This window comes from Mesorhizobium sp. C268A (genome assembly GCF_040324475.1).
Classification (GTDB): Bacteria; Pseudomonadota; Alphaproteobacteria; order Rhizobiales; family Rhizobiaceae; genus Mesorhizobium.
The window spans coordinates 2,372,305-2,393,423 of sequence record NZ_JAMYVX010000001.1; the positions used below are offsets into that span (position 1 = coordinate 2,372,305).

Below are 21,119 nucleotides of genomic sequence, written 5' to 3' on the forward strand. Positions count from 1 at the left end.
GGCGTCCACACATGTCCATGACGACGATATCGCCGGGCTTGAGGGTGGGGACGAGAACCTTCGACGTAGAGCCGGAAGCGCTCGCCGTTAATCGGCCCGTCGATGAGCCACGGCGCGTCGACACGGTCATGGCGCAGTGCCGCCAGGAAGGTCATGGTCTTCCAGTGTGGCACCTTGGCCTTAACGCGCTGGCCGCGTGGCGCCCATCCCCTGAGCGGCGCCATGTTGGTCTTGGTCCAAGGGTGAGTAGGCCGGAGGGATTTCACCTGCCGGCCTCTCGCAGAACGGTGCGTGAACCTCTCGATTCACACCGCTCCCATCAGGCAAACGTATTCGTTCCGAACGCCTTCCAGTGCACAAACAGTCCTGGATTTTCCCGCGCCAGCTTTCTCACGAAGAGGCTGGCACGCGTCTTATGGGACTGAAAGCGCTTGAACTTACGCATGATCCACGCCCTGAGCTTCCGGTTGACGTAATCAGCCAGAGTGGACAGGGCCGAACGGCTGTAGCGGCCATAATAGGCTATCCATCCGCGAAGGAGTGGATTGAGCTGTTGGGCGATTTCAGCCAGCGTCCCCGGCGTCTGCCGCGGGATGTTCAAGCTTTTGATCGTGGCCCGCATCGACTTCATTGCCGTTGGGCTGGCCGCAGGCGTGTAACCACAGAAGAACTCATCTCGCTGTGTGTTCGCGACGCGTCGCGGCCGGAACTGATACCCGAGGAAGTCGAACACGACATTCGGGTATTCCCCCCTGCGCCTTTGGTCTTTGCAATAGACGATCTTGGTCTTTGTCGGATGCATTTGAAGCCCGCATGCTGCCAGTCGAGCACCAAGCTCCGCCTTGAGGGCTTCTGCCTGCTGCTCGTTCCGGCAATGCACAAGACCATCGTCCGCATATCGACACCATGGAAGGTCAGGATGCGTCCGGGTCATCCACAGATCAAATGCATAGTGCATGAAGAGATTCGACAAGATCGGGCTGACAACGCCCCCTTGCGGGGTACCGCGTGTGCGCTCGACGACTTCCCCGTTCTTCTCCATCGGCGCTGCCAGCCATCTTTCGATGTAGAGCAGAGCCCACTTGCATGTGACGTGCTTCCTGACCGCCTTCAGCAGGAGATCGTGCGGAAGATTGTCAAACAGCCCTTTGACGTCGAATTCCAGAACCCAGTCATGCTTCCAGCATCGCTGACGCGTGACGCCAACTGCATCCAGAGCCGATTTTCCCGGCCTGTAGCCGTAGGAGTCTGGAAGAAAGAGGATGTCCAAATCCGGCTCAATCATCTGCTTGACCACCATCTGTGCGATCCGATCGCTGACGGTGGGCACACCCAAAACCCTTTCGCCCCCACTCTTCTTCGGAATGGAGACAGCGCGAACCGGCGGCGGGAAGTACGTCCCTGAGGACATTCGATTCCAGACCTTGTAGAGGTTTCCTGCAAGGTCCTTCTCGAACATCTCCAGGGTCTGCCCGTCCACCCCGGCTGCGCCCTGGTTGGCTTTGACCGCTTTGTAAGCTTCGTACACTTGTCGTTTCGCAATTCGAAACGGCTTGTCTGTCGTATCTTCCGAAGTCATCCTGTTTCCAGTTGTTCCAAACAATACGACCACCTGATCCGGCCCCTTTGCTCCGGCCCCATTACAGGGCCTTCAACGCTCATACGGGCCGGTCCGCCCCAGTCTCCTGCATCGGTACTCTCGCCTTGCGGTTTGGCCCGCTTGAGCTTCTCCCTTTGCATCAGGAGCCTGGTTCCTGCAGTTCCGCGCGAATGCCTGTGTCCGACTCACGCCCCCTCAACGCCCGTCGCCACCCGCCCTGTCATCAGGCACCCGGCGGACTTGTCCCAGGATGACGAGACGGTCCTGGTTTCGGCGACACTTACGTTCATAACGACGCGTCTTCGAAGGGTTCACTTTCGTTCGTCTTTCGGACACCCACCTGCTCGGATCTCGTCCGAACTTTTCATCCAACGCTCACCACCACGGCTCTTTACCGCAGCAGCTTGGACTGGTTTGAGACCTGCTCCTGAAAGCCGATCCCGGAGGGCCGTCCCCCATCATTCACGCAGCTTTACGCTCCGGTCTTAGTTCATGTTGAACTCCTTCCGCTGCTCTGCAGCACACTCTCATCGATGAAGACCAGGCGGCAGGGGTCGATCCGGTTCTGATACGTCGCCCATTGGGATCGTCGGCGCGCCACGTTGGGGCGATCCTGTTCGCTGGCGATCAGCGTCTTTTTTTGAGACTGAGCTTCTCGGTGTGGACGAACGCCCACACCGAGCGGTAGTCGACCAAAAGGCCGCGCTCGGCCAATTCAGCCACCAGTCCGCGCAGGGTGAAGTCTTGATCCCGACACCGTTGCAGGAGCCAGTCCCGCCAAGCACCCGAGATCTTCTTCGGCTTATAGCCGCCGATCTGGCTGGGCTTGACGCTGCCCGTCTCGCGTACACGCTTCACCCAAGCGATCGCGGCGCTGTAACTGACGCCAAAGCGCGCCGCCGCCTGCCGGCGCGACAGGCCCTCAACCTCAACAGCCACAACCACGCGTTCGCGAAGATCCATCGAATAGGGTTTGCTCATCAAATGCTGGCCTCCTTCCAGCAAGCATCTTGAATCTGGAGGGTTCTGTGTAGTCGCGGGCGCGATTGGGCGGACACGCACGGGTCGCGACTACATTGAAGCCTGATTGAACTGAGCCGCGGGATGGCGGGCGGGCTATGTGGATTTAGGGCTCGACCTTGTGTCCGAGGCGCCGGAGCGGGCTCGCCGATCGCTCTTGAGCGGTCGCCCGTTGTCGCGATGCAGGACAGGTGCAGCGTTGCTGGCGACAGCCGGGCTGCGACTTTGACTACAGCGCGCAAGGCCCGGCGGCGACTGTAGTAGACGCCGGGATGGCCGGGGCGAGCGTGTCAGTGCGCAGCGTGTCATGAGGTGTCTGGCCAGGTCAGGGCCTTGCGCGGGATCGGGCCGAGCGTGGCCATGGCTTCGTCGCCAGGCTGCGATGGCCCAGCAGCACCTGAATGATCCTTATGTCCGTGCCGGCTTCCAAAAGGTGGGTGGCGAAGCTGTGTCGAAGGGTGTGCACCGTCACCCGCTTCTCAACGCCCAGGAACTCGCAGGCTGCTCGACAGGCGATCCCCAAGTCTGTGGATGGATCGGGACGCGGCCATCGCGCCAGGGAAACAGCCATCGCCCCGGCTTGGTCAACCGCCAATAGACGCGCAAAATCTCCAGCAGCTGCGGCGACAGCATCACATAGCGGTCCTTGCCGCCCTTGCCCTGCTCGATGCGAATGACCCTCCGGCTGCTATCGATGTCCGTCACCTGCGGACGCGCCGCCTCCGCGGCGCGTAAGCCCACCGCATAGGTGGTCATCAGAGCGACCCGGCGTCACGCCGTAGAAGAAACGCAAGGCGCAAACCGTCTGGTTCAACGCGCCCCACGAGACCCTTCGACCCACCAAGTGGGTCTGATAGGCGCGCACCTCTTCGTATCCCAGTTGATCGGGTGATCGTCCCAAAAACCACTGAACTTCGCCACGTGATGCACGTAGGATCGCTGCGTCTCCGGTGACAAATTGCGGATCGTCAGATCTTCAATCATCCGCTGACACAGAGGGCTTATCTGGGCCATGGCGGCAGCGGTTTAGTTCAATCAAATTTCCCCTGATTTGGGAATCCTTACTCGACTCAGCTTAAAGCCACTCCGCTCTAGCCTGACCTAGCCCGCAGAGTAGCTCCGATTCACCCAAGCCAAAGAGAACCCAAGCGCCTGCCCACAGGATGCCAAGCGGACTTCGCCACTTCCGAACTAGCCATGTCGGTCGAGGGGCAATCAGGTGGCCTGACGAATAACGTGCATGAACCTGGATGTGACCGGAAACGTCAGGCTACATCCGGTTCTCCGGCCTAAGATAGGCCGAAACCGCACGGCGGGATGCTCCGGCAAGCCGCTGCCGATCCCCTTCGCGTCCCCCATGATCGCGATGCCGAGATCGCGCAGATGCTACGCTGGACCGACCCCGAGCGCATCAGGATCGAGGGCGAGTGAATGGCTCCAGCACAAAGGATGATCTCCCTTCCGATAGAATGCGGATCGCCGCCGGCATTGCGAGTACGGACGCCGGTGGCCTTCCGCCCATCGAATACGATGCGCAGGACGCTGATGCCCCCGTTGATGCAAGGGATTTTGAACGTCGAGGGCACGTCATCGGGTGCGGTCATGTGTCAGGCCTCGCTGTTGCGGCGCTTCACATCCCGCGGGCCTGTATGGAGATGCGCGGATCAGGTGCGGATCAGATTTGCGAGCTCGTGGCTCCTTAGGCTTGACTGCTTTTCCTGGTCCAGATCGTGTCGATCATTTGCCCTTACTGTTCACTGCCCTCCTCACATCCCGACGGACCGGCGAGCGACGGCTCGATCGTTGATCAAGCTGATGCCACCGCCGGATCCCGGTAGTTCTCCCTCTTCGTCCGCGGCCCATGCCGACCGCGCCATCTTGTTGGCCAAGTGCAATGGTTACCAGCATAGGGGTTTGCGCCCAGCATGCGCGCCAGCCATGATCCTTCAGGCGGACCCTTACGAGCCGCCCATCGGACAACCGCCATCGCCCCCACGATTAGTAGGCGCCGAATGTCACGCTGCCCCGTCTTCGAGGTTCGACCCAGCTTCTGTTTCCCGCCCGTGGATTCTGCAAAGGCACGAGCCCAAGCTAGGCGGCGAAGTCGCGGCCACGTCGAAAGATCTCGGGCGGCGGCGCATACGTCTCGATCGCTATGGCGGTGATGGGTCCGATCCCCGGGCATGGTTTGCAAGCGCGCCGTTGTCTCGCTCCGCGCGGCCTCGCGACGGAGTGTCTCCTCGAGCTCGGCAATCTTCTCGCTGTAGACGGCGATCTGCTGGAGATAGAGACGACCAACCCGTGCGCTGGCGCACCAGGAGGCGCGCGTGCGGAAGATCATCAACCGTGCCTGTTGCTCCTCGGTTTTGACAGCCACGAAGCGCATTGTCGGCCTGGAGGCCGCTTCCGCGATCGCCACCGTGCACCGGGCCGTCCGGCCAGAAACGGCAGCAACTGCGAGCGCGACACCTTCTTGCGAAAGACAACCTTCCCGTCACTGGCCGGGCCGTGAACCTGGAAGACGCGCTTTGCGAGATCGATCCCAATGATGGTACTTGCTTCATGGATGCCCTCTCTGCTTAGTCATCGCGATGCCGTCGGCAGGGGGCATCCACTCCATCAGATTTGATCGTGTGCGCTCCTGGCCGGTCAGTTAGGCCATGGCAGCCGAGACACGTTGGCCGTCCTTGTTGGTCAAGGGAACGGTAGAATACCGTCGCCGTATGCCCCGTTGAAATCCGGCCCAAACACAAGCCCCACAGTCTCATGCGATCGGCATATGGAACGAATGAAGCCGGACCACTCGGCTAGCTTGGTAACGGTCCTTCTTTCCCGTGGAGCTCCCCGCCAAAGTCGCCATCGCTCTCGAGCTCGCGGAAGTAGGGCAGCACGTCCTGCCATGACCAGCCGGTCGCTCCGGCCGCGTCCCATTCGTCGTAGTCTGCTGGAGCGCCTCGGTTGGCAACCTTGCATTGATGCTCGACCCGCCACCTATTACCCGCGCCTGCTCATAGAGAGCCGGTGCGGCCCCCGCGACGGGAGCGGCGTCCAAGCCCGCCCATTGATATCGGGGGTTGAAGTAGGCTCGGGTCGGATTGCCGTCAAGAATATCGTCCGGCATTGCGCCTCCGCGTCAGCCACGTCGTTCTTGTGCCGCTTTACAAAGGGCTTCACATAGACCGGCGGCAGGAGCCGGACGGCATGCCCGAGCGGGCCGATCGCACGCCCCCATTCGTGGGCCGTCGCCTGGGTGCGTGTCTGGTCCAGCTTCGATAAGCAGCACCCGCGCGTGACCAGCGGAAAGGCCGTTGGCGAGGACACAGCCGGACGAACCTCCGCCAACAATGATGTAGTCGTACTGCAAAATTTGCTCCGCAGATCTTATTTGAAGCCCAGATTGGGAGAAGTAGTGTGAGAATGATCTGCACGGGTTATTCGGTGCAGAGCACGCGTAGATGCAGAGAATGCAATTGGCTCAGCGGCTCAGTTCTCGCAATAAGATGTCGCGACACCATCAACCGATATGCGGTGTTCAGTGATCATTATTTCCTCACCGGACTAGCCGCGTGATGTCGGCTTCGCTATTTTTGGGTCGGACGCTCAAGTGCCCGCTTCGCGAAAGTAGAAGCATGAATGGGCCGCCTTGCGTGAATTATTCCCTATCAACGCAGGAAACCGCGTTTTCCCATAGCATGCGGCAGAAACTGACGATTTGCTGATGGGAAGTAGGAGATTCGTCGGCCGACGGTGATCAACAGGAACGGGCAGACGCGTTTGAGGCAAGGGCCCGTCCACGGCGCGGGAATGACTGCAGCACCAGCAGGTCGTGCTTGATAAAGAAACCCGCAAGCGTGCGATGACGGCGGAGATGCGGCGCCGTCATTCTTGCCTGCGGTCATCGATCGCCCGACCCAATACAACCGAAACAGAAACATTGACGTAAGCGACTTGCCGCCTGCCAACAAGGCAGCGCATCCTTTGCTGTGCGAGTGATCGTTCCAATGACTACCGAGGAATCTCCTATCTGCCACCCGCAAATCGTCGGCTATATGCGCAAAGAACGAGAGCACGCCGATTTCCTGCGTTGATAGGGAATAATTCGCGCAAAGCGGTCCATTTATGCTGCAAGCATTCATTGCACGGGCCCGACCTTGCCACGAGTGCCAAGAAGGCATTTATCCAGGGCTTGAGCGGCATATTCGAAACCCTTGGTCTGATTTACAAAGTGCAGTTCACTGGTCCACAGGTACGAACCCGGTCGAAGACGGAAGCCGTCCTGTCGCCGATCCCGGTCTCGACCACTCTCGGCATCGCCACGGCCATTATCATGGAAGGCGTGTTGTCGTTTCTTCGGCTCGGCTTTGCGCGGGATTCCCGACCTGAGGACGGCTGCTTTATGACGGGATCGAATATGTGCATGCCTACCCGCAACTGGTGCTGTGGCCGGGCCTTGTGTCGCTCACCGTCCTCAGCGCCGACTTTGTCGGCGTCGTCCATCCGCGACTGCGGCGATGAGGCAGTTCTCAGTATTGACTTTTCGTCCTACGCGGTCGCTCATCGATGAGGCGAGACAGCACCAAGCCTATTCCAACCGCGAGAAAGGAAACTCCCATGCCCATCGTCAGTCGCGTCGCCGAACTTCTCCCTGAGATCATGGCCTGGCGCCGCGACATCCACGCACATCCCGAAATGGGCTTTGACGTCCAGCGCACTTCGGCCTTCGTGGCGGAGCGCCTGCGCGAATTTGGCTGCGACCAGATCGTGACCGGCGTTGGCAAGACCGGCGTAGTCGGCGTCATCAGGGGCAAGCGGGCCGTGAGCAACGGCAACCTCAAGGTCATCGGTTTGCGCGCTGACATGGATGCGCTGCCGATCGAGGAAGCAACCGATTTGCCCTATGCCTCCAAGAACAAGGGCGTCATGCATGCCTGCGGTCATGATGGCCACACCGCGATGCTGTTGGGCGCGGCGCGCTACCTTGCCGAAACTCGGAATGTTGCTGGCACGGCAGTCCTGATCTTCCAACCTGCGGAAGAGGTCGGTACGGGCGCGGTCGCGATGATCGAGGATGGCCTGATGGAGCGCTTCGGAATCGAACAGGTCTATGGCATGCACACTCTTCCAGGCTTGCCGATTGGTTCCTTTGGGATCCGGCAAGGCCCGGTGCTGGCGGCGACGGACGGCATCGAGATCAGAATCGAAGGCCGCGGTGGCCATCCCGGGACGCCGCATCAATGCATCGACTCGATCCTAGTCGCCGCGCAGCTTATCACGGCCCTACAGCAAATCGTGGCGCAGAATGTCGATCCCTTGGAATCGGCGGGGATTTCGTTCCACGAATTCCATTCCGGCACCACGCAGAGAGTAATTGCGCAGACAGCGGAGCTGCGAGGCAGCATGCGCACGCTGAGGCCGGAGGTGCGTCAGCTTGTCAAAAGGCGGATGCGCGAGGTGGTCGCGGGCATCGCCCAGGTAACCGGCGCCAAGATCGACCTTACTATCCAAACCAGCGATGCCGTTGTTTTCAATCATGCCATGCAGACCGAGCTTGCGATCAGAGCGGCGAAGGACGTGGCCGGTGAAGACAACGTGTTTGAGACGCCGCCCGTATTGGGTGGGGAAGATTTCTCCTACATGGCGCAGGCGCGACCGGGTGCCTTCGTCTGGTGCGGGAATGGGGACAGCGCCGGCTTGCATCATCCTGCCTATAATTTCAACGACGACGCGATCCAGTACGGGACATCGTTCTGGATCAAGTTGGTAGAGAACACGCTCGTGGCTTGAGGTGTGCCAAGCAGATATCTCACAATTTTCGTTGATTACCGTAGAGTGCAATCTCCCACTCCCGCCAATGGTCGGCCTTATGCGCCCACAGCAAGAAAACGCCGGTTTTATGCGTTCGGAGGGGATAGTTCGCGAAAAGCAGCCGATTTATGATGCTACCTTCACGAAGCGGGCACTGGGCGGCCCGTATCAACATTGGGCTGGAACCTCAAGGGTTATCGCGGCGCGAATCCGAAACCGCATGACAAGTGGAACTGCCGCATCATGATTTATGCGAGCGCGTGGAGCTGAATGTCGTCTCAGATACTCGTGGGACTAGCGGCGAAACAAGAACGTGAGCTGGGAGGAACTACAGATGGACAAGTGGAAACACCTCAAAAACAGGAATGGACGTGCAATCCTGAGGGGAATTGCCGCACTCGGCATAACAGCGATGGCAATCGCCTCGTTTGCCGGGTCGGCTTCGGCGCAGTCGCTGCTGGATAAGATCAAGAACGGAGAGGCGGTCCGGATCGGCTTCTCCAACGAGGTTCCCTGGGCCTATCCTGGCGAAAACAATGAGCCGCTCGGCTTTGTCAATGCGATGACGATCGATATACTGAAGAAGCTGGGCACGACCAAGGTCGAGCCGGTCGTCACCGAATGGGGCTCGCTCATCCCCGGCCTGCAAGCTGGTCGCTTCGACATCATCACGGGCGGCATGTACATCCTGCCGGAGCGCTGTCGGAACGTGCTGTTCACCGAACCAATCGTGAAGGCCACCGACGCGCTGATTGTTCCGGCTGGCAATCCGGAAGGACTGCACTCCTATCAGGATGTACACGACAAGGGCCTCACCTTCGTCACCGGCGCGGGCTACAGCGAAATCGAGCTCATGCGCAAACTCGGCGTCCCCGACGACAAGATCATGCAGGTCGCCGGCCCGGCGGAAATCCTGCAGGCGGTGAAGGCCGGCCGCGCGGCAGCGGGTTCGGGCGCTTACTTCACTATGAAGGAGTTCACTGACAAAGACGACAGCGTCGAGCTGGTCCCGGCAGGTAACAGCTATTATTCGGGTCTCGCCTTCCTGCCCAACCAGCAGGCGGAGGTCGACGCCTTTAATGCCGTGCTGAAAGACTATATCGGTTCGGACGAGATGATGGCATCGGTCGGCAAATACGGCTACACCAAAGCCACCCTCCCGGACGGCACCACGGCCGCCGAGCTCTGCAAGCGTTGAAGCCAGGCCGGGAATTGCCATCCATGCGCCTCACCACCTCCCCGGCCCTGGCCGGGGAGCGCCCAGCGGGGGAAGGACATGAGCGACGTCGCGCTCGGCTTCAGCGTGGCGGCGCTCGCCAAGGGCGTCATGATCACCCTCGTCGTGACCCTCGCGGCATCTCTGGTAGCGATCGTCCTGGGGCTGATCGTCGGCCTGATCCGGATCTCGCCACTTTGGCCGCTGCGCTGGTTCGGCATCGCCTATATCGAATTCTTCCGCGGAACGTCGATGCTGGTGCAGGTCTACTGGTGGTTCTTTGTGCTGCCTATCTTCGGGGTCGCGTTGTCACCCTGGACCGTCGCAATCTTCGGTATCGGCATGAATGTATCCGGTTACGGCGCCGAGCTGGTCCGCGCCGCTATCCAGGGCGTCGACCGCGGCCAGTATGAAGCGAGCATTGCCCTCAACTTGCCGCGGCTCACCGCGATGCGGCGTATCTTCCTGCCGCAGGCGATCCGCGCCATGCTGCCCGCCTGGGGCAACCTGCTGATCGATCTGCTTAAGAGTACCTCGCTTATCTTCTTCATCACCATTACCGAGCTCACCACCGCCTCCAAGCTGGCAGCCGACGCCACCGGCAACTACCTGCTGTTCTTCGCGGTGGCTCTGTTCGGCTATTACGTCATCGCGCGCGCCCTCATCACGCCCTTCGTGCGCCGGCTGGAACGCCGCTTCTCGCGTGGCTTCGTGCGGGAGGCGCAGGCATGAGCCTCTGGGACTGGTCCTATGTCTGGGAGGCGTTCCCGTATCTCTATCGAGGCGCGATTGTCACGGTTGAGGCCACGCTGCTCGGCTTCGCGATCGCGCTGGTGCTGGGCCTGGTCTTCGCGCTGATCCGCCAGTCGCCGAACCGCTACATCTCCACAGCGATGGCGGAGATCGTAGAGTTCATCCGCTCCACGCCGCTGCTGCTGCAGGTGTTCTTCGTCTATTTCGTCGGACCGCAGTTCGGCATCGTCATCCCTGCCTGGACAGTTGGCATCGGCGTGCTCGGCATCCATTACGCCGCTTATTGCTCGGAGTGCTACCGCGGCGGTATCGAGAACGTGGAAGGGGGCCAATGGGAGGCCTGCACGGCGCTCAACCTGTCGCGGACGCGGTCCTGGCGCGCCATCATTCTGCCGCAGGCGATCCCGCCCATCGTGCCCGCCCTGGGCAACTACTTCATCGGCATGTTCAAGGACACGCCAATCCTGGCGGCCATCGCGATCCTCGAGATGCTGCAGCAGGCGAAGAACTTCGGAAGTGACAATTATCGCTACGTCGAGGCGATCACCATGGCCGGCCTTTTCTACCTCGTGTTCAGCCTGGTCGCTTCCGCGATTGTGCAGTCGGTGAGCTTCTGGCTCAGCCGCCGTTACCATCTGCAGTAGGAGGTCCGCCATGAGCGAAACCATAGTCCGCTTGGAGAACGTCACGACGCGCTATAGCGTGCTCGAGGAACTCAATCTCGACATTGCGCTCAACGAGAAAATCATGAGCGAACCCATGGTCCGTTTCGAGAACGTCGCAAAGCGCTACGGCACGCTGACAGTGCTGGACGACCTCAATCTCGACATTGCCCGCAACGAGAAGGTGTGCATCATCGGCCCCTCCGGCTCGGGCAAGACCACTGTGCTGCGCATGCTGATGACGCTGGAGCGCATTAACGGGGGGGTGATCTGGGCCGACGGGGAGCCGCTCACGCACATGCAGAAGAACGGCCAGATGGTGCCGGCGAGCGAGCGTCATCTGAGGCGCGTACGCGGCAAGATTGGCATGGTGTTCCAGCACTTCAACCTGTTCCCGCACATGACCGCGCTGCAGAACTGCATGGAGGCGCCGGTCTCGGTGCTTGGGCTCTCCAAGCAGGAAGCTGAGGCCCGAGCGGCGGAGCTGCTCGATATGGTGGGGCTCGGCGACAAGAAGAACCATTTCCCGATCCAGCTCTCCGGCGGCCAGAAGCAGCGCGTGGCGATCGCTCGGGCGCTGGCCATGCGGCCCAAGGTGATGCTGTTCGACGAGGTGACATCGGCGCTCGATCCGGAGCTCGTCGGGGAAGTGCTTAACGTCATCCGTAAGCTCGGCGCCGAGCATGACCTCACCATGCTGATGGTCACGCACCAGATGGGCTTCGCCAAGGAGTTCTCCGACCGCGTCTGCTTCTTTTATGGCGGCAAGATTGCCGAACAGGGCCCGCCCGACCAGCTCTTCGGCAATCCGCAGAACGAGCGGACCCGGCAGTTCCTCAGTGCCGTTCTGGAGGCAAGGTAGGTCTACGCGGCGCGTTGCCTCCCCTTTGTAATAGGGGAATCGCACATGACTAGAAAAACTCTTGTGCAGTATGCGATACTGACGGAGGTTCTGACAACAGGAGGGCGCGATTTTTTTGGATTTAATTCGGCGAGATTCCGGACGTGCGAGACTTGACCGCGCAGCCAATGGACCTCTCCTTCGCTCATCCCAAGTCTCCGTCCCAATTGCGCAACAGGCTCTTCATGCGCGAGCCCGCTGTGTCCTGGCCCAGGTTAATCGGGTCTGCCGGGACGAAGCTCCGAGAGCACTCTCATCGACGGACTTGGGGAACATGACGTGCTATAGATCCGTACAACTCGGTTGGTCTAGTGTGGCTATAAGCGCTGCCCCCCCCGCTTGGAGCGGCGGCTCGATTAGTGCAGCCGCTAGTCTTTGACGAAAAGCTTCCTGGGTACCTTCGACAGGCACTCATTTCCATTAGGGGTGATGAGGACGGTTTCGGTGATTTCGAATCCAAAGTCGTCGTACCAGAAACCACTCATGAAGTGGAAAATCATGCCTGGCTGGAGCACGGTCCTGTCCCCTCGCCGCAAGCTCATCGTGTGTTCACCCCAATCTGGAGGGTAAGATAGCCCGACTGGATAGCCGGCTCGAGTAATCTTCTCCACCCCATATTTCTCAAGGACATTGAAGAATGCCACGGCCCAGTCCTCGCAAGTTGCGCCTGGCTTCGCAGCCTCGAGGCCTGCTTCCATTCCCTCCAGTGTGACCTTCTCCGCATCCAAGAAGTGTTGTGGCACTTTGCCAAGGCAATATGTCCGACAGAGCGGGACATGATAGCGCTTGTAGACGCCAGCAATTTCGAAATAGATTCCTTCGTTGTTGCGAAGAGGCTGATCGTCCCACGTGAAATGGCACGCGGATAAATCGGTGCCTGATGGAAGCATAGGTACGATGGATGGGTAGTCCCCTCCAAAATCGTGTGTTCCGCGAATCGCAGCATCGTAAATGTCTGCAACGAGGTCACACTTGCGCATACCCGGTTCAATCTTTTCCAATATGCGCTCATGCATCAGGGTCACGATCTGTCCCGCCTTGCGCATGTACTGGAGTTCCTGGGGACTCTTGATCGCTCTCTGCCAGTTCACCAGCACCGTCGCATCGATGAATTTGGCGCTCGGCAGCCCTGCGACCAAAGTTTCAAAGGCGGTCGCGGACAGATAGTAATTGTCCTTCTCAAGGCCGATGACGCCCTTGTCGAGATTGCGGTCGACAAGCACTTTGCAAAGATCTTCCATCGGATGACAAATAGGCGTCTGGACGTATTTGTCCGCATAGCTGACGACATTTTCGTCCGAAAAATAGACCGTGCGCTTAGCGCCAAATTCATCTGAAGAACGAACCCACACTATGGGGTCCCCCTCTGGGGGAACGATGACCGCTTGGTGGTTGTAGAAGGACCAACCATCATAGCCGGTCAGCCAAGCCATGTTCGCAGGTTCGCTAAGGATGAGGATGTCAATACCGCGTTTCTGCATCTCAGAACGAGTTTTGCTAAGCCGCGTTCGATATTCTTCCAGGCTGAAATTCAATTTTGTGGCGACCATTGTTGGCTCCCGGGATTCCGGCGGACTTAATTGTCGCGAGTCAGGTCACATGACGACCTGCTCGGCGGCATTTCAGCGGATTCCGCACCCCCTAGCTCCTCTTCCTCTATCGAGGGCCGCGCGGAAAACAACAACACTGTTCTCTTAAGGCGCTGACCGAGGACTGGATTGGCAGGTACAGAAGAATTATAGCTCGTCCCGCCACGCCTTAAGCCGCGAGCGTGTTCTCTGCGAGCTTGATCCAGTACGATGTCCCATACTGAATCGCATCGTCGTTGAAATATACGCAGCGTGATGCAAGCCAGCACTATCGCCGTTAGCCATGCCACAGACCTGTTCAATACCGAAGCGCCCGATCAGGTCGTCCTCAAGCATCGCGCTCGCACCCATACCGATCTCTTCCGCGGGTTGAAAGATCAAGACAGCCGCTCCGGCAAAGTTCCGAGTCTCGGCAAGATAGCGCGCCGCACCCAGCAGCATCGCGGTGTGGCCGTCGTGACCGCATGCATGCATGAAGCCCTTATTCTTGGAGGCATAAGGTAGATTGGTCTTTTCCTCGATCGGCAGCGCACCCATGTCAGCGCGCAAACCGATGACCTTTGCGTGGTCGTTGGTTGTGGCCATCTTCCCTGTGATGACACCGACGACGCCGGTCTTGCCAACGCCGGACACGACCTGGTCGCAGCCAATTGGCGCAGACGTTCTGCAACGATTGCCGAGGTCCGGTTGACGTCAAAGCCCAGTTCAGGATGTGCATGAATGTCGCGGCGCCAGGACACGATGTCAGGGAGCAGGTCGGCGACGCGATTGACGATAGGCATGGGAGTTTCCTTTCTTATTGTTGGTCTATCCAGCTCGCCTAAGGCGCGCGCATTTTCCTCGACCATCCATATGGCCGGCACCGTGGTCTTCTGGCTGTGATCAATCGGTCCTGAACTGAATTTCGCTACCGGACATAAAGTTGACGCCCAAAATTCGTGAGTACCTCACAACCTGTTTCGGTCACGCGGACAGTTTCGCTCGTGCCTGCGTCGGCGAAGCCGAACACTTTCACAAGAGATGGAATATGAAATGTCATGTTAGGACGCAGAACGCGGGTTTCTCCGCGCTTGAAAGATAGGATGTAACCTTCGCCCCAATCAGGCGGAAAATTGATGCCTATAGAGTAGCCAGTCCGCTTGAAGCGGCCTTCGTAGCCGCCGTCAGTGACCGTAGTCGACCATACATTCCAAACTTCCCCTAACGGCCTACCAGGCCGTATGGCGTCCATCATCTTTTCAAGTGCCTTGCGTGACACCTCTTCCATCCGCTCCAATTCGCGATTTGCTGGCTTAACCACGGCTAAGCGCATGAGCGCAGCGCTGTAGCGCCGCACGCACCCCGATATTTCCAGAAGGACGGGGTCACCCTCGAGAACTTTCCTTCCAGCCCACGTGGCATGAGCTTGGCTGGTACGCACCCCTGAGGAGACAAACACAGGCAACCCCGGGTATTCGCTTCCCAATTTGGTTACCGTCCGCTGGATCTCTGCCGCGATGTCGTTCTCGTTAGCTCCAGCATGAATCTGATCGAGGCCGACCTCCATGCCGGCCTCAGCAATACGAGCAGCATGGCGAATATATTCCAACTCCAGATCTGACTTAACAACGCGCGAAGCTTCAACCGTCAAGGATCCGTCCTGGAAATTCGCGTCACCGAGCACTTCTTTAAGTCGCTCGTAGTCGACGATCGACAGAAACCAGCTAATCTTCTCGATACCAATGACCGCATTTGAGTAGCCCATCTCCCGTATAGTGGCGGCAAGAAGCTCGACCGGCGCCTCGTCATCCATATAGCTGGTCGACTGCTCAATCCACGATAACACCTTAACATTTGTCTCTTCGATGCCGCGCGATATATGAAATAAATCACCAGAAATTGGAACAAGTAGAAACTGACTGCTGAAATACCCTACAGTGTGATAGCCGCTCATATAGTAGATATTTTCTGGGGTGCTCACCACCAGCAAGTCCAAGGCTCTTTCCGCCATCTTTTGACGAACAATTTTGAGCCGCCGTTGGAATTCTTCGATCGGAAATGCGAGATCTTTTTGAACAGCAGCACTGTTCATGCCCGGAACTTTCATTCAGCCACCCTCACGAAAGGAACGTTGAGTGGCTCGACCGTAGCAGGGATCGCAGTCGTTCTGTCGGCGATCTCTAGCGGTCTCACGCAGGAAATCTGCAAACTGCGGCGGAAACGCGCGGGCGGGCTGAGCGTTCAGAACTCTGACCATGCAGCGCCCGCTGCAGCTTCCGGATCGTCAGATCCTGATGTGCGATCAGCGCCGCATCATCCGATGCCTTGGCCCTGGCGAGTGCCAGTTCGGCCTCCACCAGCGCAGCGCGCGCGGCCCCGTCTTCGGCTCTGGCCAGGGCCGCCGTCAGCGCTGCTCTCAGCTCTCCGATATCGTCCGGAAGCTGCGCCGGTCATATGGAAACCGTGCCGTCCGCCGGCGATGACCATAGAAGCCCGCCCTTCTCGAGCCGTTTTGCATACAGCGACACGCCGAGCCCATCATGCCAGTTAATCTTGATCAGATTGCCGGTGCGGCCGCGGAAGACATAAAGATCGCCGGGCATGCGGGTCCCGGCCCAATGTCTCCTGAACCTGCAGAGCGAGGCCTTGCATCCCGCGACGCATATCGGTCCGACCGACCGCCAACCAGATCCGCACCTGGCTCGGAACCGGGACCATCAAACACCCAGCGCCTTCACCCTCGCCGCCGCCAGTGTCGGCGGTGTGGTCACCGGAATCCGCAGCCGCACCTTGCCTGCGACCTCCAACTCGATCACGACTGGTGGCGCCTCCGGCACCGAAGCGGCGACAGGCTCATCGGGAACCACGACAACTTCGGTGCGGCGCCACTTAAGATCAGGCCGGTGGCGACATCGTACTGACGCGCCACCGCCGCCACTGTGGCCCCGGGCACGAATGCCGCGGCCAGTATCCGGCGCTGATCCCCTTCACTCCAACGACGACGACGCTCCGCCCCGTCAATACGTCACATGGCTCATGCTGTCCTGCTAACTACGCTCGTAAGGACGACCTTAAGAGCGCAGCCTCGCTATCGTGCCATGCTCGCGCAAGGCGGCCCTCGCCGGAGGCGTTCGAAGGTTCTGCTTAAATTTCTTGAGAGCCACCCGCCCAACGGTTTCGTTCTGTGGCAGCAACGCACAGCTAAACAGTGGCTTCTGGGAGGCCTGCGCGAGTAGCAACACTTTTACAGTGTGTGCGACATTTCTAGGCGAGAAAAGCAAGTGGCTGGCCGGAATTGGCGCGGGCCTCTTAGCACCGTAGGTCCAAGCGATCGCCTTGGAAGTAACCGGGATCGTTCAATCGCCTTAGTAACTGAGCATTATCTGTTGATAGATATCAACCGCCTTCGCCAGTTGATCCAATTCAACAAATTCATTGTTCGTGTGGGCGCGATCAATACTCCCAGGTCCCAAAACAATGCACGGAATTCCCGCAAGTGAGAGCTGGCTGGCATCTGTTCCATATGGCACGCCAATATATCTTCCGGTCCCGGCAACATTGGCACATGCCGCCGCTGCCACCGCTGCAATTTTGCTAGACTCGGAACTGTTCGGAGCCGGGTCTTCCAACGCGGGTAGTACGGATCGGACCCCAATGCGTTCGCGATCTCGCAACCCCTGCAATATGTCTTCTACTTCTTGCAATGCCTGCCCGGGACGCTCTCCTGGAACGATTCGCCGATCGATCCAGATGCGACATGATGGAGGAACTGTCGTAAGTTCCAACCCGCCTTCAATAAGACTTACCGTCAAAGTTGGGGGACTGACCAAGGGTTGCGTCCGGGAGGAAAGATCTTGACCGTGTTCGTCGAGCGCCAATATAACCTTTGCCATACCGGTTATTGCATTCACGCCGAGGTGAGGCTTCGAGGTATGGGCAGGGACCCCCTGCACCTCGATCTGCCAGCGGACTGAACCTTTGTGAGCGACCACAAGCTCTAGTTCTGTCGGTTCACCAACCACCGCAGCCTCATACGACGTACCGGACAACGCGATAGCGCGGGCGCCGATCTTGCGGTGCTCTTCATCGATGCTAGCTGCAACGACAATTGTAGCGTTAGGTTGGCGGTCTCCTAAGGTAGTGAGGGCCATCAACATCGCCGAAAGCGAACCCTTTGTGTCACAACTGCCTCGACCGTAGATTCGGCCATCCTTCTCCACAGCCAGAAAAGGGTCCGAGGCCCAATTGTCGGTTGGCACCGTGTCCATATGGGCGATAAAAAGAACGCGCCTGTCAGGATCTCTGCCTGGAACTGAGATCAGGAAGTTCGAGCGGCCGTCAACAACGTGTTGGAGTTCATACTGCAGGTTTCTTTTCGTGCAAAACCCCTCGAGATATTCAGCTACCCGCCGCTCTCCGCTGCCCGTGCACGAAAGCGAAGGGTTCACGCTCTCAATCTTGACCAGATCCTTGAGAAGCGCGACGGTATCTGCGGTACGCGATGACATAGACTCTCCTGTACATGCACCTCGGGTCGTCATTAACTCCGCCAACTCTTGATAAGGTCAATAACGTGATCAACTTCGGCCTCGGAGTTATAAAGATGGAGCGAGAATCTGAGCAGCCCTCGACGCTTTGAGGCAATAACTTTATGGTCATTAAGATGGCTCTGTAGGGCTTGAATATAGGGGGCCGGCTCCCGGTCACCGGAGAGCATAGCCATATCACCAACTGCTACGATACTCCCTGTCTGCTTGCCAGGCGGCCCGCCACAGACAGGCAACCCCAATTGCAAGAGTCCCAAAGCCAATCGCTTTGCCAAAGATGTGACGTGGCTGTCTATTGCTTCAGTACCGATCTCCAGCAATTGCCCCATAGAGGCGTATGCGGCGATCATGCCCGGGAAATTGTAGTGGCCAATGTCAAAACGCGGGGCGCCAGCTCGCAGCTTGGCGGCGCTGAGAATGGGTGCTGACTCCGGTGCGTTTCCGAGATCAACGCTGAACCGAGCAAGATAGGCTGGATTGAACTGATCGGCCCACTCGCGACGACAGAACAGAAACCCCGATCCATAAAGGCCCATCAAGCCCTTCACGGTCGAGACCGCTAAACCATCCAAGCCCAGTTGAGCAACGTTGGTGTGGAGTATCCCCACGGACTGGGTTCCATCCGCCAGAAGGAACGAGCCTCGACGCCTGCAGGCCTGCGCGATTTGCTCCGTCGCCGTGCGAAAACCAGGAACCATCGTAGCCGTTGAAAGGGCCACAACACGTGTACTGGAATCGAGGGCATTGATAATCTTCTCGACTGGAAACGCGCCGTAATGCGGTTCCACGACTTTCAGCTGAACATTATGTATGGCCTTGACCTGAAGCCATGGTAAAATGTTGTTCGCATGCTCTAGTTGAGGGCACAGTACTACGCTATCTCCAGGACGCCAGTTGATGGCATTAGCGATTATATTGATGCTCTCTGACGCGTTCTTTGTGATAGCTATTTCATCTTGGTCCGCTCCGATCAATTGGGCAAACCGGGCGCGAGTCTTTTCGATGCCCTCTAACTGACTCAACTCATCGTTTTCACCACGCAGTCTGTTGTCGAGATGCTGCTCGAAGGATACTCTTGTGGTTCGCGAGATCAGGCCCTGATTCGCAACGTCCATGTAGACGAGCTTTTGCGTAGCGGGAAACTCTTCCCGGATTGCGCTCAACGGAAGCAAACTGCTGTTCATAGTCGTTAGGGCTCGTCAAATTGCCGGACGACCAGTGCCATATGACCTACGTCCGATGATGCTAGGCGAACAGGAACCTGAACGGAACAGTTGGCAAGGCTGCGCCAACCAAATCTGTTGCGTTAATGTCATTATATCCCGCCTACGCTGAGAATCCCGAACTTTAATCCGCATCATGTCGCATTATTCCTGCGGAAATCCATGTATGACGCATGATTTCTGCGAGTGGTTGAACGATCCAAGCGGTTGAGCTCTCCCGACTCCAAGGCAGGACCGCTCGCTCCCCGCCTTGTTGGACGCAAGTCAGATGCCAAACGCACCCTCGGTAGGTCCTCGCTGCACCGCATCTTTACTATTGTGGCGGGAAAATTGATTTGGTCTCAAGAAATGCCGCCAATCCCTCTGGCCCAAGTTCGCGGCCAAGGCCGCTTCCTTTGACACCGCCAAATGGCGCGTCGATGTGAAGCGTGTAACGGTTGATCCCGACGACGCCGGCCTCCACCCTGCGCGCAATTGCCATGCCTCGCTCGAGGTCGGACGTGAACACCGCTCCGCCAAGGCCGTATGCCGTGCCGTTGCAGATCGCGAGCGCCTCCTCTTCCTTTTCGTATGGGATCACTGATACCACGGGCCCGAAGATCTCCTCTTGGGCGATCCGCATCGAGCTGTCGACGTCGCGGAAGACTGTCGGCTGGATATAGTACCCGACGTCCAGACCCTCCGGCCGGCCACCACCGGTCACGACCTTCGCACCTTGTTCGCGCCCAGACGCGATGTACTCCTCGACGCGATCACGCTGCCGCTTCGCCACCAGTGGTCCTACCTGCGTCGCGGGATCAAGCGGGTGGCCCACGACGAGACCGGCCATCTTGCTTGCAATCCCCTCGACGACTTCGTCGTAGCGTGCGCGTGGAGCAAGCACGCGGGTCAGGGCGTGACAAATCTGACCGCTGAACGGTATACACGCGGGCGCTACCAATGGAAGAAACGTGTCGAGATCGGCATCGTCCAGCAGCAGTGCCCCAGACTTACCACCAAGCTCGAGCGTGAAGCGAGCGAAACGACCAGCACAGGCTCGTGCAACCAGTTGCCCTGCATGAGTCGACCCCGTGAACGACACCTTGTCGACCCCCAGATGCGACGCGAGCAGTGCACCTGTTTCGCGCCCACCGAAAACGATATTCACAACACCCGGCGGAATTCCTGACTCATCCAGGGCTTCTGTAAGCAGGTACGAGTCCAGTGAAGCCTCTGGTGACGGCTTGATAATTGTCGTGCATCCGGCAGCCAGCGCCGGTGCAAGCTTCCACGCTATTGCTCCTTGGGGCCCGTTCCACGGCACAATCAATGCGGCAACACCTACCGGCTCCCTCCGAATAATCGTGCGCAAACCATGTCCGATACGCTCGGATTCGACCTCAAGCTGATCAGCGAGTTCAGCGTAATAACGATAGTATTTCGATGTGCCGTTGCCGTTCGACTGTACCGAACTTGCCAGGGGCATGCCGATCTGCGCAGTGACAATTGCACCGAGTTGCTCAGCGCGGTCGTCGATTGCAGCGGCAAGTCTACGCAAATAATTGGCTCGCTCCGATGGCGGTAACTGCGGCCAACCGGAATTCCTGAACGCCTCTCGCGCGGCGTCCACCACGGCAGAAACGTCGTCCTCGTCGCCATCAGGTATTGTCGCAAATTCCTGCTCATCCGCCGGGTTCACGACCGGGATCCGGGCCGACGCGTGGGCAGGCCGAAGCTTCCCGCTGACGTAGATATTAACGTGATCGCCCGCCATCAGGCCGATCATTCCGTCGGTCGTCGCTCTCATTACCATGCCTCGTGCCACGTTGGTCGATGCTTCAACTA

16 protein-coding genes and 8 pseudogenes are annotated in these 21,119 nt (G+C 58.7%); 5 read left to right on the forward strand and 19 right to left on the reverse strand.

Annotation, left to right across the window (positions count from 1 at the left end; genetic code table 11):
- Positions 1-4: 4 nt before the first annotated feature.
- The 8 genes and pseudogenes from NKL06_RS11470 to NKL06_RS32735 form a co-directional block, all read right to left on the reverse strand.
- Positions 5-239, reverse strand: a pseudogene (locus NKL06_RS11470) (transposase); the annotation flags it as partial.
- Positions 240-319: 80 nt separating this feature from the next.
- Positions 320-1,579: a group II intron reverse transcriptase/maturase gene (ltrA, locus tag NKL06_RS11475; protein ID WP_023694945.1), complete on the reverse strand. Its 1,260-nt coding sequence runs from the start codon at positions 1,577-1,579 to the stop codon at positions 320-322.
- A gap of 544 nt (positions 1,580-2,123) precedes the next feature.
- Positions 2,124-2,581: pseudogene (locus NKL06_RS11480) on the reverse strand (helix-turn-helix domain-containing protein); the annotation flags it as partial.
- A gap of 406 nt (positions 2,582-2,987) precedes the next feature.
- Positions 2,988-3,634 (reverse strand): annotated as a pseudogene (locus tag NKL06_RS11485) (site-specific integrase); the annotation flags it as partial.
- A 275-nt stretch (positions 3,635-3,909) separates the two neighbouring features.
- Positions 3,910-4,224, reverse strand: coding sequence for a GMC family oxidoreductase N-terminal domain-containing protein (locus tag NKL06_RS11490; RefSeq protein WP_084567763.1), 315 nt, complete (start codon positions 4,222-4,224; stop codon positions 3,910-3,912).
- Positions 4,225-4,427: 203 nt separating this feature from the next.
- Positions 4,428-5,188 (reverse strand): annotated as a pseudogene (locus NKL06_RS11495) (transposase).
- A gap of 519 nt (positions 5,189-5,707) precedes the next feature.
- Positions 5,708-5,866: pseudogene (locus NKL06_RS11500) on the reverse strand (IS110 family transposase); the annotation flags it as partial.
- 1 nt (position 5,867) lies between these two features.
- Positions 5,868-5,984, reverse strand: a pseudogene (locus NKL06_RS32735) (NAD(P)-binding protein); the annotation flags it as partial.
- Positions 5,985-7,231: 1,247 nt separating this feature from the next.
- Between NKL06_RS32735 and NKL06_RS11510 the strand changes: the two are divergent.
- From NKL06_RS11510 to ehuA, 5 genes are all read left to right on the forward strand, one after another.
- A complete protein-coding gene (locus NKL06_RS11510) occupies positions 7,232-8,404 on the forward strand; it encodes an amidohydrolase (protein WP_023694938.1) in 1,173 nt (390 codons plus the stop codon).
- Between the two features lie 355 nt (positions 8,405-8,759).
- A complete protein-coding gene (gene ehuB / locus NKL06_RS11515) occupies positions 8,760-9,623 on the forward strand; it encodes an ectoine/hydroxyectoine ABC transporter substrate-binding protein EhuB (protein ID WP_352580291.1) in 864 nt (287 codons plus the stop codon).
- Positions 9,624-9,701: 78 nt separating this feature from the next.
- Complete coding sequence (ehuC, locus tag NKL06_RS11520) at positions 9,702-10,373, forward strand: ectoine/hydroxyectoine ABC transporter permease subunit EhuC (protein ID WP_031210846.1); 672 nt, start codon at positions 9,702-9,704, stop codon at positions 10,371-10,373.
- The gene (ehuD, locus tag NKL06_RS11525; protein WP_023695054.1) at positions 10,370-11,038 is read left to right on the forward strand and encodes an ectoine/hydroxyectoine ABC transporter permease subunit EhuD; all 669 of its coding nucleotides are present in this window, start codon (positions 10,370-10,372) and stop codon (positions 11,036-11,038) included. Before ehuC ends, ehuD begins: the two co-directional genes overlap by 4 nt.
- A 103-nt stretch (positions 11,039-11,141) precedes the next feature.
- On the forward strand, positions 11,142-11,918 hold the full coding sequence (gene ehuA, locus NKL06_RS11530) for an ectoine/hydroxyectoine ABC transporter ATP-binding protein EhuA (protein WP_032999122.1): 777 nt from the start codon (positions 11,142-11,144) through the stop codon (positions 11,916-11,918).
- Between the two features lie 407 nt (positions 11,919-12,325).
- Here the strand turns inward: ehuA and doeA are convergent, their stop codons facing one another.
- The 11 genes and pseudogenes from doeA to NKL06_RS11585 all read right to left on the reverse strand — a co-directional run bounded on the left by doeA (position 12,326) and on the right by NKL06_RS11585 (position 21,081).
- Positions 12,326-13,507: an ectoine hydrolase DoeA gene (gene doeA, locus NKL06_RS11535; protein ID WP_352580293.1), complete on the reverse strand. Its 1,182-nt coding sequence runs from the start codon at positions 13,505-13,507 to the stop codon at positions 12,326-12,328.
- 312 nt (positions 13,508-13,819) lie between these two features.
- A pseudogene (locus NKL06_RS11540) lies at positions 13,820-14,328 on the reverse strand (M20/M25/M40 family metallo-hydrolase); the annotation flags it as partial.
- A gap of 125 nt (positions 14,329-14,453) precedes the next feature.
- A complete protein-coding gene (locus NKL06_RS11545; RefSeq protein ID WP_023695021.1) occupies positions 14,454-15,632 on the reverse strand; it encodes a M24 family metallopeptidase in 1,179 nt (392 codons plus the stop codon).
- A 121-nt stretch (positions 15,633-15,753) separates the two neighbouring features.
- Positions 15,754-15,954, reverse strand: a pseudogene (locus NKL06_RS11550) (IS66 family transposase); the annotation flags it as partial.
- A 21-nt stretch (positions 15,955-15,975) separates the two neighbouring features.
- Positions 15,976-16,128 carry an IS66 family insertion sequence element accessory protein TnpB gene (gene tnpB / locus NKL06_RS11555; RefSeq protein ID WP_023695022.1) on the reverse strand — a complete coding sequence of 51 codons (153 nt, stop codon included), beginning with the start codon at positions 16,126-16,128 and terminating at the stop codon, positions 15,976-15,978.
- Positions 16,073-16,243, reverse strand: coding sequence for an IS66 family insertion sequence element accessory protein TnpB (gene tnpB / locus NKL06_RS11560; RefSeq protein ID WP_084567766.1), 171 nt, complete (start codon positions 16,241-16,243; stop codon positions 16,073-16,075). The genes tnpB (NKL06_RS11555) and tnpB (NKL06_RS11560) overlap by 56 nt, the downstream gene beginning before the upstream one ends.
- Entirely contained in the window at positions 16,243-16,392 is a 150-nt protein-coding gene (locus tag NKL06_RS11565) for a hypothetical protein (protein WP_023695023.1), read from the reverse strand. Before NKL06_RS11565 ends, tnpB (NKL06_RS11560) begins: the two co-directional genes overlap by 1 nt.
- Positions 16,338-16,547: a transposase gene (locus NKL06_RS11570; protein WP_348625515.1), complete on the reverse strand. Its 210-nt coding sequence runs from the start codon at positions 16,545-16,547 to the stop codon at positions 16,338-16,340. The genes NKL06_RS11565 and NKL06_RS11570 overlap by 55 nt, the downstream gene beginning before the upstream one ends.
- Positions 16,548-16,890: 343 nt before the next feature.
- Complete coding sequence (locus NKL06_RS11575; protein ID WP_031210832.1) at positions 16,891-18,033, reverse strand: M20 family metallopeptidase; 1,143 nt, start codon at positions 18,031-18,033, stop codon at positions 16,891-16,893.
- A 32-nt stretch (positions 18,034-18,065) separates the two neighbouring features.
- Positions 18,066-19,256, reverse strand: a complete 1,191-nt coding sequence (locus NKL06_RS11580) for an aminotransferase class V-fold PLP-dependent enzyme (protein ID WP_023695025.1) — start codon at positions 19,254-19,256, stop codon at positions 18,066-18,068.
- A 352-nt stretch (positions 19,257-19,608) separates the two neighbouring features.
- Complete coding sequence (locus tag NKL06_RS11585; protein ID WP_245267203.1) at positions 19,609-21,081, reverse strand: aldehyde dehydrogenase; 1,473 nt, start codon at positions 21,079-21,081, stop codon at positions 19,609-19,611.
- Between the last annotated feature and the right edge of the window lie 38 nt (positions 21,082-21,119).

What these genes read in the sequence shown, in the direction of transcription:
- ltrA (WP_023694945.1), bottom strand. Translation starts at nt 1,579, where the DNA reads ATGACTTCGGAAGATACGACAGACAAGCCGTTTCGAATTGCGAAACGA.
- NKL06_RS11490 (WP_084567763.1), bottom strand. Translation starts at nt 4,224, where the DNA reads ATGACCGCACCCGATGACGTGCCCTCGACGTTCAAAATCCCTTGCATC.
- NKL06_RS11510 (WP_023694938.1), top strand. Translation starts at nt 7,232, where the DNA reads ATGCCCATCGTCAGTCGCGTCGCCGAACTTCTCCCTGAGATCATGGCC.
- ehuB (WP_352580291.1), top strand. Translation starts at nt 8,760, where the DNA reads ATGGACAAGTGGAAACACCTCAAAAACAGGAATGGACGTGCAATCCTG.
- ehuC (WP_031210846.1), top strand. Translation starts at nt 9,702, where the DNA reads ATGAGCGACGTCGCGCTCGGCTTCAGCGTGGCGGCGCTCGCCAAGGGC.
- ehuD (WP_023695054.1), top strand. Translation starts at nt 10,370, where the DNA reads ATGAGCCTCTGGGACTGGTCCTATGTCTGGGAGGCGTTCCCGTATCTC.
- ehuA (WP_032999122.1), top strand. Translation starts at nt 11,142, where the DNA reads ATGAGCGAACCCATGGTCCGTTTCGAGAACGTCGCAAAGCGCTACGGC.
- doeA (WP_352580293.1), bottom strand. Translation starts at nt 13,507, where the DNA reads ATGGTCGCCACAAAATTGAATTTCAGCCTGGAAGAATATCGAACGCGG.
- NKL06_RS11545 (WP_023695021.1), bottom strand. Translation starts at nt 15,632, where the DNA reads ATGAAAGTTCCGGGCATGAACAGTGCTGCTGTTCAAAAAGATCTCGCA.
- tnpB (WP_023695022.1), bottom strand. Translation starts at nt 16,128, where the DNA reads ATGCCCGGCGATCTTTATGTCTTCCGCGGCCGCACCGGCAATCTGATC.
- tnpB (WP_084567766.1), bottom strand. Translation starts at nt 16,243, where the DNA reads ATGGTCCCGGTTCCGAGCCAGGTGCGGATCTGGTTGGCGGTCGGTCGG.
- NKL06_RS11575 (WP_031210832.1), bottom strand. Translation starts at nt 18,033, where the DNA reads ATGTCATCGCGTACCGCAGATACCGTCGCGCTTCTCAAGGATCTGGTC.
- NKL06_RS11580 (WP_023695025.1), bottom strand. Translation starts at nt 19,256, where the DNA reads ATGAACAGCAGTTTGCTTCCGTTGAGCGCAATCCGGGAAGAGTTTCCC.
- NKL06_RS11585 (WP_245267203.1), bottom strand. Translation starts at nt 21,081, where the DNA reads ATGAGAGCGACGACCGACGGAATGATCGGCCTGATGGCGGGCGATCAC.